The organism is Shimia sp. SK013 (assembly GCF_001292625.1).
Classification (GTDB): domain Bacteria; phylum Pseudomonadota; class Alphaproteobacteria; order Rhodobacterales; family Rhodobacteraceae; genus Shimia.
The window spans coordinates 12,972-31,272 of sequence record NZ_LAJH01000005.1 but is presented as its reverse complement, the minus strand read 5'-3'; the positions used below and the strand labels follow the sequence as shown (position 1 = coordinate 31,272).

The following is an 18,301-nucleotide window of genomic DNA, read 5'->3' as shown; positions in this document are numbered from 1 at the left end:
TAACAAAAGCAACATTCAGCGCCCGGATTTCCTTTCGAATTGAACTGGAATAGATGTGTACCAAACCGGTGACAGGCAAATGACAAACACATCTTTCTCCATCTACGGCGCTGACCGTCCCGCCCGCTGGCTGATCACATGTGATCATGCCTCAAATTCCGTACCCGCCGATATCAATGGTGGCGATCTGGGCATTGGCGCGGACAACATGTCCCGCCACATCGCCTTTGACGTGGGCATCAAAGGCACCTCGCAACGCCTCGGAGAGCTGCTGAACGCACCGGTTATCTGTTCCAACTTTTCCCGTCTGGTGATCGACCCCAATCGCGGCATGGACGATCCGACTTTGGTCATGCGCCTCTATGACGGCACCATCATTCCCGCCAATCGCCATGTGGACGACGCCGAAATCGCCCGCCGCGTCGACAGGCTTTATCGCCCCTATCATGAAGCACTCGAAGGCCTTGCAGCCGCGCGGGACAACGTCATCGTAGTCGCCATGCACAGCTTTTCCCCCAAACTCAGCGGCCGCGCCCCGCGCCCGTGGGAAATCGGCATCCTCTATTCGCGCACCTTCCAGGACTTCAGCCACGCCCTGTTGGCCCGCCTGCGCCGCGAGACCGATCTGACCGTGGGCGAAAACGTGCCTTATGACGGCCATCTGCCGGGCGACAGCATCGACCAACACGCCCTGCGCCAAGGCCGCCTGAACACTCTTGTCGAGCTGCGCAACGACGAAATCGACTCGCCTGAGGGGCAAAACGGTTGGGCCGAACGACTGGCGCCCATCCTGACAGAGGCGCTGGCGGAAAGCGGCTTATAATCCTTCAAAATCAACGCCGCCTTTCTTGCCAACACAGGGTCAAATACCCATATATTGGGTGACCGTTCGGAAAGGAGATCACTCATGACCCTCGCAACTCTGGCCACTTTCTTCGGATGGATGGCGGTGATCCACCTCGTTGTCCTCAGCTTTGCCGCGGTGGTGATTTATGCGCTTGGCGATTGGGCCACCGCGCTGCATGCCCGTATGTTTGGCCTCAGCCAAGACGCCACCCGCCAGACTTTTTACAACTGGCTCGCCCTTTACAAACTTCTGATCTTTGTTTTCGCCCTCGTGCCGTGGCTCGCGCTCAAGTTCATGTGACGCCGCTTGCCCCCGTGCCGCCGGATTGCTAGGCCTAAGCCAAGCCAGTCGCAGGAGGACACTATGGACAAGCAAACCCAGATCGAACTCGAAGCCGCCGCTTTTCGCACTCTGCGCGACCATCTGATGGACAAGCGCACCGATGTGCAAAACATCGACATGATGAACCTCGCCGGATTTTGCCGCAACTGTCTGTCACGCTGGTATCAAGAGGCCGCAAACGAACGCGGCATCGAGATGGACAAAAACCAAGCCCGCGATATTTTCTACGGCATGACAATGGACGACTGGAAAGCCACCTACCAGACCGACGCCAACCCTGAAAAGCAGGCCGAATTCGAGGTCTCTTTCAAGGAAAACGTCGGCGGAAAAGACTGATCCCCCAACACATTGCGGCCACATTTGCCACAATTGTTTCTAATTTGGCGCCAATTTTCGGTAAATTTACTCGGTAGCTCTTTCCCCAAGCAAAACCGTTTAGGGGCAGAAAATGATTGGTTTATTGGCACTTGCGACAGTGGTCAGCGGAAGCGTCCTCATTGCGACGCTGGAACCTGACGATGAATTTTCATCCCCAGCCGACACAGGCACCCCTGATCCCGATCCGGAAGAGCTTCCGGTGGCCGATGTCTCCGTACTGATTGACGGAACCACCGCGGACGACACGCTCTCGGGCGGCGACGGCAATGACACGCTCAACGGCGGTGGCGGCAATGACTGGATTCTGTCCGGCGGCGGCAACGACGTCATATCTGGCGGCGCCGATGATGACCGCATCGCTTTGGGTGGCGGCAACGACATCTACGGTGGCGACGGCGCGGACGAAGGCGGCAACGACACCGTACGCGGCGGCAGCGGCAACGACTGGCTATATGACATCACCGGCGCGGACACCCTTTTGGGCGGCCTGAACGAAGACACACTGATCGGCGCACAATCCGGCGTTCTGGATGACGAGGCCGATCTGCTGGGTGGCGGCTACGGCGACGACGTAATTCTTGGCGACAATGGCGACACCATCAACGGCGGCGCTGGCGTGGACACGTTCGGCATCGGATTTGAGTTCGGTCAGGGTTTTGATGCGGTGACCATCACCGATTTTGAATCCGCCACCGAAGCCCTGACACTGGCTGTATCCGGCGACATCGTTCCCGGCTCGCTGGAATGGTCCGTCAACCTTGATGAGGCCACCGGCATCGCCACCATCGACATTTGGGGCAACGAAGACACCGGCAGCGGCCCTGTCGCCCTGCCCCCCGAAACCGTTCTGATATTGGAGAACATGGACACCGCCAGCGTGGCCGCCCTCAACCTTCTATTTGCCGACGATCTTTCCGAAGTGGAATCCGGCACAGCACCGGAAACCGCCGAAGTGGTTCTGACGGATGGCGCTGATACGCACACAGGCACAGACGCTGATGAAACTGTTCGCGGCGGCGCCGGCGACGACACGCTCTCGGGCGGCGCTGGTGACGACCTCCTCACAGGCGGGGACGGCAACGACAGCGTCGACGGCGGCGCGGATGAGGACCGCTTGGTTGGCGGGGATGGCAATGACACCATTTCCGGCGGCGAAGGCGACGACACTGTTGTCGGCGGCGCCGGCAACGACTTTTACGGCTACGACGGTTCAACCACAACTGACGAAGGTGGCGACGATCTGGTGCGCGGCGGTCAGGGTGACGACTGGCTGCAAGATGCCGAGGGCGCAGACACGCTCCTTGGCGGGCTGGGCGATGACACCGTGTCCGGCGCCGACTACGAGACCTTTGATGCCGAGGCCGACTGGGTCAGCGGCGGCTATGGCAACGATGTTGTGGTCGGCGACAACGGCGACACGCTTGTCGGTGGCGAAGGTCAGGACGAATTCGGCCTCGGCTTTGATTTCGGCGCGGGATATGACGCCGTGACCATCGCGGATCTGGACCCGGTAAACGAAGCCATCACCATCGCGATTTCCAGCGACGCGGCGGTGGACAACATGGATTGGTCTGTCAGCTTTGATGCCGCGACCGGCATTGCCACCATCGACATCTGGGGCACCGAGGACAGCGGCTCAGGCCCCGTAGCGGTTCCTGCTGAAACCGCGATAGTTCTTGAAAACATGACCGCCGAAGGCGTTGCTGCCCTGTCGATCGCGTTCAGTTACTGACAGACGCACGCCTCTGCGCGGCACGCGACTGCGTTTGGCAAAACCAAACCAAAAAAAGGCGGGGCCTAAGCCCCGCCTTTCGCGTTCCTGCGGCGTGCGCAGTCTCCGCGCACCGCTCTGAAAAAAATCAGATCGCCGCTTTCAGGCTCTCATCCAAGTAAATCTCGCGCAAACGGGTCGCAATCGGGCCCGGCGTCCCCGCGCCCAGCGCCACGCCGTCGATTTCCACAACCGGCATCACAAACGCGCTGGCCGAAGTGGTAAACGCCTCGTCTGCACCTTGCGCTTCCTCAATGGTGAACAGACGCTCCTCAATCTTAAGCTGCGCCTCGGCCGCCATGCGCAACACAGCCTTGCGGGTGATCCCGTGCAGGATGTCGTTGGACAATGGCCGCGTCACGATTACACCGTCTTTGACGAAATAGGCGTTGTTGGACGTGCCCTCGGTCACATGACCATCCTCAACCAGCCACGCATCATCGCAGCCCGCTTTCTTGGCCATCATCTTGCCCATCGACGGATAGAGCAGCTGAACCGTTTTGATGTCACGTCGACCCCAACGGATGTCCTCAATCGAAATGATCTTTGCACCCTTCTTGGCCGCAGGGCTGTCCGCCAGACCCGGCTTGTTCTGCGTGAACAGCACAATCGACGGCGGTGTGTCCTCGGACGGGAACACGAAATCACGGTCGCCATCGCTGCCGCGCGTGACTTGCAAATACACCAGCCCCTCAACGATGCCGTTGTCTTCTACCAGCTTGCGGTGGATCGCCAACAATTCGTCTTTGGTGCAAGGCTCTGCCATGTCCAATTCATCCAACGAGCGCTTGAGGCGCACCGCATGGCCTTCAAAATCGATCAGCTTGCCGTCCAGAACAGACGTCACTTCATAGACCGCGTCCGCCATCAGGAAGCCTCTGTCGAAAATCGAAATCTTGGCGTCTTCTTCCGGCAGGTACTCGCCATTGACGTAAACGGTGCGGCTCATCTGATCATCCTTCCTGTCTCAATTGCCTTGATGTGCGGTATTCACACGGATTTCGCAACGGCTTTCATTGCCGCAACAGTATCATCCAACCTGCGCCGTGCGCCCCTCAATCAGGTCGCGTTTGTTTTCAGCTGCGTTGGCCATGTCCGTCGCGCCCAATAATTTAGCCCCAGAGCGCCGCGCACGGAGGATGCACACCTGCCTCGTCAAACACCAGCGGCGTGTCGCGGTCTTCCGCCAGCAACAGTGGCCCATCCAGATCTGTCACCATCGCCCCCTGCGCCAACAGCGTCGCGGGCGCCATCGCCAACGAACTGCCAACCATACAGCCGACCATGACTTTGTAGCCTTCGGCCAATGCCGCTTCGCGCAACTTCAACGCCTCAGTTAAACCACCCGTTTTGTCGAGCTTGATGTTCACCACATCGTATTTGCCCTTCAGCTTGGACAACGTCGAACAATCATGCGCGCTCTCATCAGCACAAACCGGCACTGGTCGCTCCATCCCGATCAACGCCTCATCCTCACCCGCCGGCAACGGTTGCTCCACAAGTGCCACGCCAAGCCGCACCAGATGCGGTGCAAGATCGGCATAAACCTCGGCAGACCACCCCTCATTGGCATCCACAATGATCGTCGACTTTGGCGCACCGGCGCGCACCGCCTCAAGCCGCGCCATATCATCCGGCGTGCCCAGCTTGATCTTGAGCAGCGGACGATGCGCATTCTTCGCCGCCTGCGCCTGCATTTCGGCAGGTTCCGCCAACGACAGCGTATAGGCTGTGATCTCGGGCTTTGGCGCGGGCAATCCCGCCAACTCCCACGCCCGTTTACTGGCCTTCTTGCATTCCAAATCCCAAAGCGCACAATCCAGCGCGTTGCGCGCCGCGCCTGCTGGCAACGTATAAAGCCCCGCACGGTTCACTGGCCCTTTAACGCTTTCGATCTCTGCAGTGACGCTCTCAAGCGTCTCACCATACCGCGCATAAGGCACACATTCACCCCAACCCACATGCCCGTCATCCTCGATGCGCACGGTCAAAACCTTCGCCTCAGTCCGCGAACCGCGCGAAATGGTGAACACCTGCGCCAGTTTGAACACATCAGGTGTGACAGTGATTTTCATGGGAATCCCTTCAGATTGCGCTGAGCTCAATACTGCGGGCAAACACATCCGCCCGCATCTTCCTCTTGCCGGAAATATCCCGGGGGTCCGGGGGCGGCGCCCCCGTCCGTCAGCCGCGATCTTAAACCGCCGCCAGCGCATCCACCAGCTTACCAGCCCCAAACCGGAACGGATCGGTCGCAGGCAAGCCCATCTCTGCTTCAACCTCGGCCAGATAGGCCCTGGCGGCATCTTCATCCATGTTCTGCGTGTTCACGGAGACGCCAACAACCTGACAGGCCGGATTGGCAACTTTTGCCAACGGCAAAGCCATATCGCGCAGCGCCTGCAACGATGGCAGATCATACTCCGGCAACCCGCGCATGTGGGTGCGTGTCGGCTCATGCGCGAGGATCAATGCATCCGGCTGCCCCCCATGAATGAGCGCCATCGTCACGCCGGAATAAGACACATGGAACAAACTGCCCTGCCCCTCGATGTGATCCCAGTGATCGTCGTCATTGTCGGGCGTCAAATACTCAACCGATCCGGCCATAAAGTCGGCAATCACAGCATCAAGCGGCACGCCATCGCCTGTGATCAGAATGCCGGTTTGCCCTGTGGCGCGGAACGACGACTTCATGCCGCGCTTGCGCATCTCCGCATCCATGCAAAGCGCTGTGTACATCTTGCCAACCGAGCAATCCGTCCCCACGGCCAGCACCCGCTTGCCTGTGCGCGTTTTGCCGTTGGCAATGGGATACTCGACCTCGGGAATGCGCACATCGTGCAACTCTCGCCCTGTCGCCTCAGCCACAGCCACCAAGTCCGGCTCTTCGCGCAGCAGGTTGTGCAGACCAGAGGCCAGATCAAAGCCCTCTTCCAGTGCCATAACCAGCACCTTTTTCCATGCTGCGGAAATCACGCCGCCACGGTTCGCCACGCCAATCACCAGCGTCTTGGCGCCCGCTTCACGCGCCTCAACAAGGCTCATGTCGGTCAGCCCGAGATCGGCCTTACAGCCGTCCATCCGGAACTGCCCCACAGCGTTTTCAGGACGCCAGTCCTTGATGCCAATCGCAACCTTGGCGGCCAGCTGATCCGGCGCATCGCCCAGAAACAAAAGATACGGTGTCTTGATCATCGCGCGATCCTTTCAGTCATCCCCAAGTCAATCTTGTTGACCTATATTTGCCCACACACGGCGCAAATTCCTTGTGAAGCTCCCGAAGAATCCGCGCTACTTCGAAGATTCTTCGAACTTTACGCGCCGTTCGCGAAAAATTCTCCGATCATTGCCGAATTCCCTCCGAATCTGCCGAAAGCCCGCCGCAACGCAGCGTATTATGCCGCAGGCGCGAAAATTGCCTTGCGATCATCGGCGCAACTTCCTAACACTTCACGCAAGCCAGACGTAATTTCCTTACCGAGAGACCTGACATGAGCTTCCGCATCCAACCCGCCGCTCCGGCCCGCCCCAACCGCTGCCAACTGTTTGGCCCGGCCTCCAACACCAAGCTCTTTGCCAAAATGGCGGCATCAGCTGCGGATGTGATCAACATCGACCTCGAGGACTCAGTTGCTCCGTCCGACAAAGACAGCGCCCGCGCCAACGCGATTGAAGCCATCAACACCATCGATTGGGGCAAGAAAACCCTGTCGGTGCGCATCAACGGTCTGGACACGCCTTACTGGTATCGCGACGTGGTCGATCTGCTGGAACAGGCGGGCGACCGTCTTGACCAGATCATGATCCCCAAGGTGGGCTGCGCCGAAGACATCTACGCCGTAGACGCGCTTGTGACCGCGATCGAGGCCGCCAAGGGCCGCAGCAAACGCATCGCGTTTGAGGTCATCATCGAATCCGCCGCTGGTATCGCCCACGTCGAAGCCATCGCCGCCGCCTCCCCCCGCCTTGAAGCCATGAGCCTGGGTGCTGCCGACTTTGCCGCCTCCATGGGCATGCAGACCACCGGCATCGGCGGCACGCAGGAAAACTACTACATGGTCCGCGAAGGCGAAAAGCACTGGTCCGACCCGTGGCACTGGGCACAGGCCGCCATCGTCGCTGCCTGTCGCACCCACGGCGTCCTGCCGGTTGACGGCCCGTTTGGCGACTTCTCTGACGACGAAGGCTACATCGCGCAGGCCAAACGTTCGGCCACTTTGGGCATGGTTGGCAAATGGGCCATCCACCCCAAGCAAATCGCACTGGCCAACGAGGTTTTCACCCCCTCCGAGGAAGCCGTCGGCGAAGCCCGCGAAATCCTTGCTGCGATGGAGCAGGCCAAAGCCAACGGCGAAGGCGCCACGGTTTACAAAGGCCGCCTTGTCGATATCGCAAGCATCAAACAGGCCGAAGTGATTGTGGCGCAGGCCGAGCTGATCGCCGCGGGCTAGTAACCCTGAGAATTCTAGAAGAACGTGTCACTTTCTTTCACAAGCCTTGAACTGCGAAAGAAAGTGACTGCACAAGGCATAGTCCGTCGATCCAATTTAGAGCTGTGTTGCGCTTTAAGCAAATATCGGTCAGGTTGAAGCTCACTGATCATTGACCAACCAATGAGAAGTTTGGAGCAATACCTTATTGGGGCCCTGTTTTGGCGGGTATCGAAAACTTTTTTAACGATATTCTTTTGTGGATTAAGGCCAACCCGTTTCTGAGCGGTGCTTTGTTTTTTGTTGCATCACTGATTGGGATTTATCTAAAGACCGCGGTTCAGACGATTGCAAAACAACACACTGAAAAAATTCTTAACGGAAAAAACCACGAAGAGGAAGTTTTTGACGAACCAGTCGGCCCTCTATTGGAGAATCGCACAAATGAAGAACTAAGGGGTCTGTCCTCCGAAGAACTCATTGACCTATATGGCGCGAAGAACCCGCCATATAGAATTCTGATCGGCGAGACCGATTGGAGTTTTGCAGCCACTCGTGAGCTGAATCCAACCGGCAACGGAGCAATAGATAAGCAAGAAGTTTTCATTAAGTATCACGATGAATGGTTCGAGCTTGAACATCACCTAAACTGGCTCACCGCTGACAGGCTCAAGGCGCTCGAAGCCGCGAGTAAGGTTGAAGACCTATTCAATGGCGATCCGTTTAGAATTATTGACATTCAATCAGACGGTGACCGCAGTTTGATTAACGTCGGTCGCTGCAAGTATTTTGATAGTCTTAGAACAAGTTTCGCAATGGACTTCGTGCTTCCCAGTGAAGGAAAAAGCCTTCGCGAAATACTACATGGCAGTGCAGGCACCTTTGGCCCGTTGAGCAACTCTAAATTACCCAACCATATGGGGCTTGTGGTAATCATCGAAACGCTAGACGGCCAAATCGTCGTACAAAAAAGAAGCACCAAAGTTCAGATTCGACCAGGGACATTGTCTGCATCTGTAAGCGGCACATTCGAAAAGAATGACTTATCAACAAGTTCAGAACCATTGCGGCTGGTGGAAGCAATAAGCGGCGTAGTGCGTGAAATGCATGGAGAGTTGGGAGGTCAATATTCCTACTCATCAGACAATTTCTTCTTCTTGGGTTTGATGAGGGAATTTCGGCGGGGTGGGTTCCCCGACTTTTATTTTTACTACCGGTCGCCACTGACATTCACCGAAATAGAAGCCAACTCTACGCACGCCGAAGAAATTTTTGAGGTCGAGAGCGTTCTTGGTTTCTACCTTGGCAGCACCCAACTCCTCGAGAATTATGAGGAAGAGAAACACAATTTTGACATGCGTATGAACCGATTGATGCATGACATCGAAGGGAAAGCAAACCTAACCTTAAGCTTGGGCCTTGCTCTATATTACGAAATGATTATTGGGCAAACGCGGGCAACTAGTGACTGACGTACTACAAAAGTGCACGTAGTTGTCTCATCTCCCACGACAATACATGGCGTAGTTACCTTCACGCCCGCTCATCTTTCGGCGAGCCCATCACCACATAACTGGTGATCGCATGTACCTGCTCCACGGTGCCCAAAACCTCGGTGTGAAAGCGTTTGTAGGATGGCAGATCCGCCGCTTCCACGCGCAGCAGGTATTCCACCTGACCGGTGATATTGTGGCACTCCCGCACCTCAGGCGCCTGCGCCATGGCCCGCTCAAAGGCCTCCTGCGCGTTTTTGGTGTGCTGATTGAGCCCCACCGTGACGTAAGCCACGAACCCCGTGCCCAATGCGGCACGGTTCAGCACCGCGCGATAGCCTGAGATCACGCCGGTCTTCTCCAACGCAGCCACCCTGCGCAAACAGGCTGACGGCGACAGCCCGACGTTTTCGGCAAGCGCCAGATTGCTGATCCGCCCATCGCGGCTCAACTCGCGCAATATATGTTCGTCAATGTGATCAAGATCCGCCATTAATTGCAAAAGTAAATCACATACGCACAAATACGCAACCCACAAGCGTCCATAATGCCTCAAACTGCGCCCATGACTTACGACATCCTCGCAGCCCTCACCTTATTTGCCTTTGTGTCCTCGATCACGCCGGGGCCAAACAATCTGATGCTCATGGCCTCGGGGGCCAACTTTGGCTTTGCCCGGTCTATTCCCCACATGCTGGGCATCGGCGTTGGCTTTGTGGTGATGGTTGTGCTGGTGGGCATCGGCCTGATGCAGCTGTTTGACTATGTCCCTGTGCTGCACACCATCCTGAAGATCGCCTCGGTGGCCTATCTGCTATGGTTGGCGTGGAAAATCGCCCACGCAGGTGCGCCGCAAAACGGCAGCAAAAGCGGTGCGCCGATGACGTTTCTTCAGGCCGCGCTGTTCCAATGGGTCAATCCCAAAGCATGGACCATGGCGCTCACGGCGATAACGCTTTATGCGCCCGATCGCAGCTTGTGGGCCGTTTTGTCTGTCGCCGCGGTGTTTGGCGCCATCAACCTGCCCTGCGTCAGCAGCTGGACCGTTTTGGGCCAACAAATGCGCCGTCTGCTGACGTCGCCAACCCGCCTGACCACGTTCAACTGGACCATGGCCGCTCTGCTGGTGGCCTCGCTTTATCCCGTACTTGTCACCGGCTGACGCAAAATCGTGCGCAGCTTTTCCGGCGCCACACGGCGGGGATCGCCAAGGTAAATCTCGTGGTGGTGACCGTTAAACGTCATCCCTGCCTCAGGCATCACAACATCATGCAGATGCGCCAGCACTGGCGCCTCGTCCGAATATGGCCCGACATGCAGCGTCTGAAAACACGCGCCTTCCTCCAGCGTCGTTAGAGACACCTCCGCCAGCGCCGAGGTATCCGCGCCCTTTTTGGCCAGCTTCACCTGCGCCGCCTCCCGCGCAGTGTCCAAATCGGCTTGCGTCACGGCTTGCGGCAACCGGATCATCGCACTCCAGCGCCATGCGTCGCGTTCGGATCGCACAAAGCTACCTGGATCATCCGCCCACCACAGCGCTTCCAGTCGCGGCACCACAAAATCCGCGCCCTGCGCCTTCTGGGCAAACTTGATGCCATAGGCCAATGGATAAAGCGCCCCAAGAGCGCGGGCATAGACCGGCCCGCCAGGATCGCCCTGCCCAGTGATGCTCAAAAACTGAAGTTGGGAAAAAACGATCCGATCCCACCGGCCAACCTTGCCGCTGTAATACGGCTTGTCCGCCGTCTTGAAATCCAGCTTCTCGCTCATGCGGTTTCCTCTGCTTTGTCTGCAAGCGGCAGGCAAATCTCTGTCAACAAATCCTCACGCGGCGTTTCCATCGGGTTGTTTAGGTACATCTCAAAACACGGCGCATCACCGGGCATCTCACCGGACTCCGGCAGCCATTTGCCAAACAACGCCTCATAAGCCTGCGGGATCAACTCGTAAGGCCCCCGCAGCGTCAAAACCGCGTACCGCCCACCGGCAACCGCATAGCCCTCAAGCCCCTCCGGCACATCGTCCAGCCGCAGCTCCGCGCCAGCCATTGACCGCAAATCCGCCTCCGGCACGGCCTCGGGGTTGTCGAAATAGATCCCCACCGGATTGCCAATTCGCGGCCAAAGGTTGTTTTTCTGGCAGGTGGCAAAGAACGCCTCAAACGCGGCACCAATCTGGCTATAGGCCCCCTTGTGCACCACGCCCGCAATCACCCGCGGCGCCTCGTCTCTGATCGTGACTGGAAACATCGGTCCTTCTCCCTGTTTGCGTGTCATCAGCGGCGCAACATGTACGCCCTGCTTTCTGAACTGCGCGGGACTTGCGCCGTATTGGCTGGCAAATGCCCGTCCGAAGCTGCGCGGATTGTCGTATCCTACGGCCTGCGAAATCTCTTCCGGACGCGTGTCTTCCAACAAAAGCAGGCATGCCGCCTTATGCAACCTCACCCGCCGCACCGCCTGTGCACAGGTTTCGCCGGTCATGGCATGAAACACCCGATGCCAGTGAAACCGGCTCATTGCGGCCTCATCCGCCAGCCGATCCAGCGACATGTCGCTCGCCGGATTTTCATGGATATAGCGCAGCACCCGCATCAACCGCTTTTCATAATTGGCCACAGACCGCTCCGTTTTCGCTCTCGCCACCACTCTGCCACAGCCCCAACGCACAAATCTTGCTGAATTTGCCAGCAGCGTGCACACTGCCACAGACGTTGCAATTCCGTCAGGTCAGCGTCATATAGCGGGCACAGGGCAAGACCGCCAAAGAGGATGCGATGACCAATTATCTCGACTTCGAAAAACCCCTCGCGGAGATTGAAGGCAAAGCCGAAGAGTTGCGCGCGCTTGCGCGGACAAACGAAGAAATGGACGTGGCTGACGAAGCCGCCGCGCTGGATCGCAAGGCTGCCGACTTGCTTGACGATCTTTACAAGGATCTGACGCCTTGGCGTAAATGTCAGGTCGCGCGCCACCCCGAACGGCCGCACACCCGCGACTATGTCAAGGCGCTTTTCACCGAATTCACACCGCTCGCAGGGGATCGCAACTTTGCCGACGACCTCGCGGTTACGGGTGGCCTTGCGCGTTTTAATGACCAACCGGTGATGGTGATCGGCCATGAAAAAGGCCACGACACCAAATCCCGCATTGCCCATAACTTTGGCATGGCCCGCCCCGAGGGCTATCGCAAAGCCGTGCGCCTTTTGGACATGGCCGATCGCTTCAATCTGCCGGTGATCTCGTTGGTGGACACCACCGGCGCCTACCCCGGCAAAGGGGCCGAAGAACGCGGCCAGTCCGAGGCCATCGCTCGCTCGACCGAGGCCTGCCTGAGCATCGGCGTGCCGTTGGTGTCGGTGATCATCGGCGAAGGCGGCTCCGGCGGCGCTGTGGCTTTTGCCACCGCCAACCGCGTCGCGATGCTGGAGCATTCGGTCTATTCGGTGATCTCGCCAGAAGGCTGCGCATCGATCCTGTGGAAAGACGCCGAGAAAATGCGCGAAGCCGCCGAAGCCCTGCGTCTGACCGCGCAGGATCTGAAGAAGTTGGGCGTGGCGGATCGCATCATCGAAGAACCCAAAGGCGGCGCGCACCGTGACGCCCAAGCAGCGATCGACAGTGTGAAAGCTGCGATCACCGCGATGCTCAAAGAACTGAGCAAGAAGGATCGCAAACAGCTGATTGCGGACCGTCGCAAAAAGTTCCTGGATGTGGGCAAGAAAGGCCTCGCGGCCTAAGCGACGCTCAATCCAACACAAGACAGGCCGTCCCTTTCGGGGCGGCTTTTTGGTTTTCGCAAGCCACAAATGCCTGCTTTAAATCCTAGGTAACAGCCGCTGCACCAAGCTCAAATGGTAGCTTTGCGCAGGTAGTGGGTTTTGCAAAGTTGCGAACGGCATCAAATCGACAATTATAATCAGTGTAGCTGGCAGCATGATCTGAGCCACCTTCGACAATTGTGGTCAGTGCCCATTCTGGGAGAAATCTCATCGCCACTTGGGCTTCCCAACAATCGTGCAATAAACTAGAAAATTGCGATGGGCATCTCACCAAAGCTCAAATACCAAAGGATGATGGTGCCAGGCAAGGGCAGCGACCCGGGGCGGTTACAATGGAAAACAGTCAAACGTCCAAAGAGGTGCTTGCGCGGGCCGTTAGGTCTATCGGCTCGGCAGAATTCATTCCCGATCTTCTGGACCTGATGCGAGTTTACCTGCCATTTCAGGGAGCCTTTATCACCCGATTGAATCTGAGCCGGCCTCCCGAACATGTCTATGACAACGTTCAACAGGCAAGACGGTCTGCTGTTGTGGATCGTTGGCTGGACCGCGCATGGCTGCTTGATCCATTTGTTGTGAGCTTTATCAGCGAGCGCCATGATCCGATAATGGTATTGGATGACGTTGCTCCGGACCGGTTTTCAAGCTCGGATTACTTTAACATCTACTACAAATCGATCCGACTGAAAGACGAGCTTGCGGTGTTCGTGACGCTGTCGGACAGCACCTTGTTTTTCTCGCTGGGTCCAATCAACAGCGCCGCGCGTTTTGCGCGGCGTGACGTAAAAAAACTGCGGGAGATGCAGCCGGTTGTTGCGGCGCTTTGCGAGCAACATTTTTACCGAAGTCCGCGGTCGCAAAGCGAGCAAATTGCTGGCGAAATCACTTTGAAAGCTTTGATCGAAACCACCTGCACCGGATTGACCAATCGCGAAATTGAAGTTGTTCAACATCTGTTGCGCGGCCACTCCAGTAAATCCACAGCTGACTTGCTGGAGGTGTCGCCGGCAACGGTAAAAGCACATCGCAAGAATATCTATCGCAAGCTGGGCATTTCGTCCCAATCAGGTTTGTTTTCCATTTTTCTGCAATCCATCGCCTGAAAGCCTGTCTACCCCTTTTGGGGGAGGCATTCACTTCGCCTTTGGGGGTATTCACAGAACGCTGGTTTGCGCCCTAGTCTGATTCCCAACACAGCCCTAATGGGACTTGCCGGGACAGACCATGATTGAAGTTAGACATGTGACCAAACGCTTCGGTGAAGGCGTAAGCGCGGTAACAGCACTGGGTGATGTGTCGATGGCCATCCCCGAAGGTCAGTTTTTCACCCTGCTTGGCCCATCCGGGTGCGGAAAAACGACGCTGCTTCGTATGATCGCCGGGTTCGAACTGCCAACCGAGGGTGAGATTACACTGGACGGCGCGCCGATTGGCCATCTGGCCCCCCACCACAGGCCTGTGAACACTGTTTTTCAGAACTATGCGTTGTTCCCGCACATGAGCGTTGCCCGCAATGTCGGTTTTGGCCTTGAAATGCTGCGGCGCCCCAAAGCCGAGATCAAAGACACAATCGAAGAGATGCTGGCGCTGGTGCAGCTTGAAGAGTTTGCCTCGCGGCGCGTGGACCAGCTGTCGGGGGGGCAGCAACAACGTGTCGCCTTGGCGCGAGCGCTGGCGCCCCGGCCAAAAGTTCTGTTGCTGGACGAGCCTTTGTCCGCCCTTGATCTCAAATTGCGCAAGGGCATGCAAAGCGAGCTGAAACGTCTGCAACACGAAACCGGCATTACTTTTGTGTTTGTGACCCATGATCAGGGCGAAGCTTTGGCCATGTCCGATCAGATCGCAGTCATGTCTGCCGGGGCCGTGCAACAGATTGGCAGCCCGCAAGACATCTATACCGCGCCTCAAAGCCGGTTTGTGGCCGATTTCATCGGCGACACAAATATCGTCAGTGCCGAGCTGTTGGGATACTCTGACGGCAAGGCACGCATTCGTTTCGGGGATCGGGCCGCGATCTCTGTCAATGCGGCCTCAATGGCGCTTAATCCGGGTCCGGTTCACGTCGCACTACGCCCGGAAACCATCACAGTGACCCAAGAAGATGCCCCCGATGTTCTGTTGACGGGCACAGTTACCGACAGCACCTATTTTGGCGCAGGCTCGCAGATGCTGGTCACGCTGGAGAACGGCGTTCAGGTGCATGCGCAAGTGTCTACCCCGCACCCGCTTGGCGCGCGTGTGGGTCTGCAATGTGACCTCACAATGCTGCATGTGCTGGAAGACTGATGCGTAGCCTGGCACATACAAAGGCTGATGCCGCTGAAAACCTGCGCCTTGCGCAACAGTCGCGCTCTGAGCGTCAGCGCAAAACCCGCATTGCCCTGCTTCTACCTGCTTTGGTTGTCATTGGTTTGTTTGGCGTGATGCCCCTGTCGATCGCGCTGGTTTATTCCTTCCTTGAGCCAGGGGTCTATGGCGGTGTCGAATGGGTGTTCTCAACGAATGCTTATGTACAGTTCCTTTTTGAGCGCGACATCTTTGATGACACGCTGGCCTTTAACAGCGCATATCTCCAGATTTTCGGACGCTCTTTTGGATTGGCCGCTACCACAATGATCGGCGCTCTGGTTCTGGGTTTTCCGGTGGCCTACTTCATTGCCGCGCGTCCACCCGAACACCGTAATTTCTGGCTGTTTGCCATCACGCTGCCCTTCTGGACCAATCTTTTGATCCGCACCTACTCGATGTTGTTGATCGTGCGTGACGAAGGCTTCATCAACCTCATGCTCATGCAATTTGGGGTGATCAGTGAACCCTTGGAAATGCTCTACACCGATGGCGCTGTGTTGGCCGGGCTGATCTACAGCTATTTGCCTTTCATGATCCTGCCGATCTATGCGTCGCTCGAAAAATTCGACTTCAGCCTTCTGGAAGCCGGGCATGACCTTTACGCCAACCGCACCCGCGTGTTCCGCCACATTGTGATCCCCATGGCACGTCCCGGAATTGTCGCGGGGTCCGTTCTGGTTCTTGTCCCGGCGCTGGGGGCCTACATCACCCCCGAGATTTTGGGCGGCGGCAAGAAGTTGATGATCGGCAATCTGATCGCACTGCAATTCGGCTCGGGCAGAAACTGGCCCTTTGGCTCGGCGGCTGCCCTTATCCTCATGGCGATTGTGTTGATTGCGCTGCTGCTCAGCCTGCGGGCTGGAGCGCCCAAGGAGCGTGCTCATGGCTGATCTCAAACAAATGAAATCCACGTTCCTGACGCGCTCGGCGGGCACACGAGAGCTGCGCCGCCAACCGCTGTTTACCGGCATCTCATGGCTGGTTCTTCTCTTTCTCTATGCGCCTATCTTTGTCCTGGTCGTCTTTTCATTCAACGACAACCGGTCAGTGGTGCATTGGACCGAATTCAGCCTGCGCTGGTACAGCGCGGCCTTGGAAAATGATGACATCCGAAACGCGGCGTTTGTGTCGATACAGGTGGCGTTGACGGCAACGGTTTTTTCCACAGTGATTGCCACGATGGCAGCGTTGGCGACCGCGCGCGGCGTGTTTCGCGGGCGCGCGGCGGCGGTGGCTCTGATCAACCAACCGCTGATGATCCCCGAAATTGTCACTGCAATTGCGACGCTATCCTTCTTTTCGATCTTGCGGCAATTGACCGGGATGACCGGACTTGGCTGGCTGATACTGGCTCATACCGTGTTTTGTATTCCATTCGCCTACATGCCGATACGCGCCCGTCTGGAAGACATGCCCGCAACATTCGAAACCGCAGCCGCGGACCTTTATGCGTCGCCCTGGCAGGTCTTTCGCCATGTCACGCTGCCGTTGCTGATGCCCGGTGTCATGGCGGGCGCAATGCTGGCTTTTGTGGTGTCTCTGGATGACGTGATCCTGACGCTCTTGGTGGCTGGTCCCGGGGAAACAACTTTGCCGATCTACATTCTTGGTCAGATCCGCCGCGGCGTGACGCCCGAAGTCAACGCGGTCTCAACCATCCTGATTGGCGTGACCATCGCCATGGTGGCCCTGACCTTCCTGCTTCAACGCAAACGAAAATAACCCGAAACCCGCAAAAAGCGGGGCACGACAACCAACTGGAGGACTAAAATGAACAACATTTTTCTGAAAGCGGCAGTCGCATCTGTCGTCGCCCTGAGCGCCATGGGAGCCCATGCCGAAGGCAAATTGAACATCTACAATTGGGGCAACTACACCAACCCTGAGATGATCAAGAAATTCGAGGCCCAGCACGGCATCGAGGTGACACTGGACGGATATGACAGCAATGAAACCATGCTGGCGAAAGTCCAGGAGGGCAACACCGGTTACGACGTGGTTGTGCCCGGCGATTACATGATCGCAATCATGGTGGGAGAAGGCCTGCTGGCCGAAATCAACGCAGCCGACATGGACAATTTCAAGAACATGGATCCGAATTGGGTGGATGTCTATTGGGATCCCGGTCGCAAGTATTCGGTTCCCTATCAGTGGGGCACCACCAGCTTTACAGTCGACAGCGCCATTTACGATGGCGACATCAACACCCTTGGTCTCATTTTTGACGCACCAGAAGAGCTAAAGGGCCGCGTCAACATGCTCAACGACATGAACGATGTGATCAACGCTGGCCTGCGTTACCTTGGACACCCGCGCTGCAACTCCAATCCCGAACAGATGAAAGAGCTGTTGGATCTGCTGCTCAAGGCGAAAGCTGACTGGCGCACCATGGACTATGCGGTGATCGAAAAACTGACGTCCAAAGACGTGGACCTGTCACAGAGCTGGAATGGGGCTGCTATGCGGGCTCGCACCGATCGCCCAACCCTGAAGTATGCCTATCCCAAGGAAGGTTTTACCGGCTGGATGGACAACGTGGCCGTGCTGGCGGATGCCCCTAACATGGAGAACGCCAAGCTGTTTGTAAATTTCATGATGGATCCGGAAAACGCCGCCATGACCTCGAACTTTGCCCGCTATGCGAATGGTGTTCTTGGGTCGGAAAAATACATGGATGCAGAGATGCTGGAAGCGCCTGAAATCGTGATGCCAGCTGACGCGCCGGTGCCGGATTTTGTCAAACCCTGCGATCAGGATGTTGTGGCGCTTTACAACAAGGTCTGGACACGCCTGAAGCAGTAACGCTTCCCCCGTTCAATCAACACCGGCGGCCGCATAGGCCGCCGCCTTTCCCTTAAAAATGTGGCTCTCGACTGAGTCACCGTGCGAAAGCGTGGACTATGCATC

General features: G+C 57.1%; 19 protein-coding genes. 13 read left to right on the top strand and 6 right to left on the bottom strand.

Translation table 11 applies throughout. The features are described from left to right. Positions 1–79: 79 nt before the first annotated feature. The 4 genes from SHIM_RS00445 to SHIM_RS00430 all read left to right on the top strand — a co-directional run bounded on the left by SHIM_RS00445 (position 80) and on the right by SHIM_RS00430 (position 3,299). Positions 80–823, top strand: coding sequence for an N-formylglutamate amidohydrolase (locus SHIM_RS00445; protein ID WP_054000656.1), 744 nt, complete (start codon positions 80–82; stop codon positions 821–823). An 84-nt stretch (positions 824–907) separates the two neighbouring features. Then, positions 908–1,147 (top strand): DUF6868 family protein, encoded by a 240-nt coding sequence (locus SHIM_RS00440; RefSeq protein WP_054000655.1) that lies wholly within the window; start codon positions 908–910, stop codon positions 1,145–1,147. A 63-nt stretch (positions 1,148–1,210) separates the two neighbouring features. Further along, on the top strand, positions 1,211–1,525 hold the full coding sequence (locus SHIM_RS00435; protein WP_054000654.1) for a DUF1244 domain-containing protein: 315 nt from the start codon (positions 1,211–1,213) through the stop codon (positions 1,523–1,525). Between the two features lie 112 nt (positions 1,526–1,637). Further along, positions 1,638–3,299 carry a calcium-binding protein gene (locus SHIM_RS00430; protein ID WP_054000653.1) on the top strand — a complete coding sequence of 554 codons (1,662 nt, stop codon included), beginning with the start codon at positions 1,638–1,640 and terminating at the stop codon, positions 3,297–3,299. Between the two features lie 127 nt (positions 3,300–3,426). Here SHIM_RS00430 and SHIM_RS00425 read toward each other — a convergent pair whose 3' ends face one another. From SHIM_RS00425 to dgcN, 3 genes are all read right to left on the bottom strand, one after another. Continuing rightward, positions 3,427–4,287: a D-amino-acid transaminase gene (locus SHIM_RS00425; protein WP_054000652.1), complete on the bottom strand. Its 861-nt coding sequence runs from the start codon at positions 4,285–4,287 to the stop codon at positions 3,427–3,429. 163 nt (positions 4,288–4,450) lie between these two features. Continuing rightward, positions 4,451–5,413, bottom strand: coding sequence for an N-acetyl-D-Glu racemase DgcA (gene dgcA, locus SHIM_RS00420; RefSeq protein ID WP_054000651.1), 963 nt, complete (start codon positions 5,411–5,413; stop codon positions 4,451–4,453). Between the two features lie 121 nt (positions 5,414–5,534). Continuing rightward, on the bottom strand, positions 5,535–6,536 hold the full coding sequence (dgcN, locus tag SHIM_RS00415; protein WP_054000650.1) for an N-acetyltransferase DgcN: 1,002 nt from the start codon (positions 6,534–6,536) through the stop codon (positions 5,535–5,537). A 296-nt stretch (positions 6,537–6,832) separates the two neighbouring features. Here dgcN and SHIM_RS00410 point away from each other — a divergent pair, with 296 nt between their 5' ends. Both SHIM_RS00410 and SHIM_RS00405 read left to right on the top strand, forming a co-directional pair. Then, positions 6,833–7,792, top strand: coding sequence for an L-malyl-CoA/beta-methylmalyl-CoA lyase (locus SHIM_RS00410; protein ID WP_054000649.1), 960 nt, complete (start codon positions 6,833–6,835; stop codon positions 7,790–7,792). Between the two features lie 200 nt (positions 7,793–7,992). Then, on the top strand, positions 7,993–9,243 hold the full coding sequence (locus SHIM_RS00405; RefSeq protein ID WP_054000648.1) for a hypothetical protein: 1,251 nt from the start codon (positions 7,993–7,995) through the stop codon (positions 9,241–9,243). 61 nt (positions 9,244–9,304) lie between these two features. Here the strand turns inward: SHIM_RS00405 and SHIM_RS00400 are convergent, their stop codons facing one another. After that, positions 9,305–9,757, bottom strand: coding sequence for an Lrp/AsnC family transcriptional regulator (locus SHIM_RS00400; RefSeq protein ID WP_054000647.1), 453 nt, complete (start codon positions 9,755–9,757; stop codon positions 9,305–9,307). A 72-nt stretch (positions 9,758–9,829) separates the two neighbouring features. Between SHIM_RS00400 and SHIM_RS00395 the strand changes: the two genes are divergently transcribed. After that, entirely contained in the window at positions 9,830–10,426 is a 597-nt protein-coding gene (locus SHIM_RS00395) for a LysE family translocator (RefSeq protein ID WP_054000646.1), read from the top strand. Here SHIM_RS00395 and SHIM_RS00390 read toward each other — a convergent pair. Beyond that, positions 10,402–11,034 (bottom strand): GyrI-like domain-containing protein, encoded by a 633-nt coding sequence (locus SHIM_RS00390; protein ID WP_054000645.1) that lies wholly within the window; start codon positions 11,032–11,034, stop codon positions 10,402–10,404. The genes SHIM_RS00395 and SHIM_RS00390 overlap by 25 nt on opposite strands. After that, positions 11,031–11,882 carry an AraC family transcriptional regulator gene (locus SHIM_RS00385; protein WP_241488753.1) on the bottom strand — a complete coding sequence of 284 codons (852 nt, stop codon included), beginning with the start codon at positions 11,880–11,882 and terminating at the stop codon, positions 11,031–11,033. The genes SHIM_RS00390 and SHIM_RS00385 overlap by 4 nt, the downstream gene beginning before the upstream one ends. A 158-nt stretch (positions 11,883–12,040) precedes the next feature. Between SHIM_RS00385 and SHIM_RS00380 the strand changes: the two genes are divergently transcribed. From SHIM_RS00380 to SHIM_RS00355, 6 genes are all read left to right on the top strand, one after another. Next, positions 12,041–13,003, top strand: a complete 963-nt coding sequence (locus tag SHIM_RS00380; protein WP_054000644.1) for an acetyl-CoA carboxylase carboxyltransferase subunit alpha — start codon at positions 12,041–12,043, stop codon at positions 13,001–13,003. Between the two features lie 374 nt (positions 13,004–13,377). Beyond that, positions 13,378–14,148, top strand: coding sequence for a helix-turn-helix transcriptional regulator (locus SHIM_RS00375; protein ID WP_054000643.1), 771 nt, complete (start codon positions 13,378–13,380; stop codon positions 14,146–14,148). 121 nt (positions 14,149–14,269) lie between these two features. After that, positions 14,270–15,331: an ABC transporter ATP-binding protein gene (locus tag SHIM_RS00370; protein ID WP_054000642.1), complete on the top strand. Its 1,062-nt coding sequence runs from the start codon at positions 14,270–14,272 to the stop codon at positions 15,329–15,331. After that, a complete protein-coding gene (locus SHIM_RS00365) occupies positions 15,331–16,284 on the top strand; it encodes an ABC transporter permease (RefSeq protein ID WP_054000641.1) in 954 nt (317 codons plus the stop codon). Before SHIM_RS00370 ends, SHIM_RS00365 begins: the two co-directional genes overlap by 1 nt. 10 nt (positions 16,285–16,294) lie before the next feature. Beyond that, the gene (locus SHIM_RS00360) at positions 16,295–17,116 is read left to right on the top strand and encodes an ABC transporter permease (protein WP_054000845.1); all 822 of its coding nucleotides are present in this window, start codon (positions 16,295–16,297) and stop codon (positions 17,114–17,116) included. Between the two features lie 48 nt (positions 17,117–17,164). Further along, complete coding sequence (locus SHIM_RS00355; protein ID WP_054000640.1) at positions 17,165–18,196, top strand: extracellular solute-binding protein; 1,032 nt, start codon at positions 17,165–17,167, stop codon at positions 18,194–18,196. Positions 18,197–18,301 lie beyond the last annotated feature (105 nt).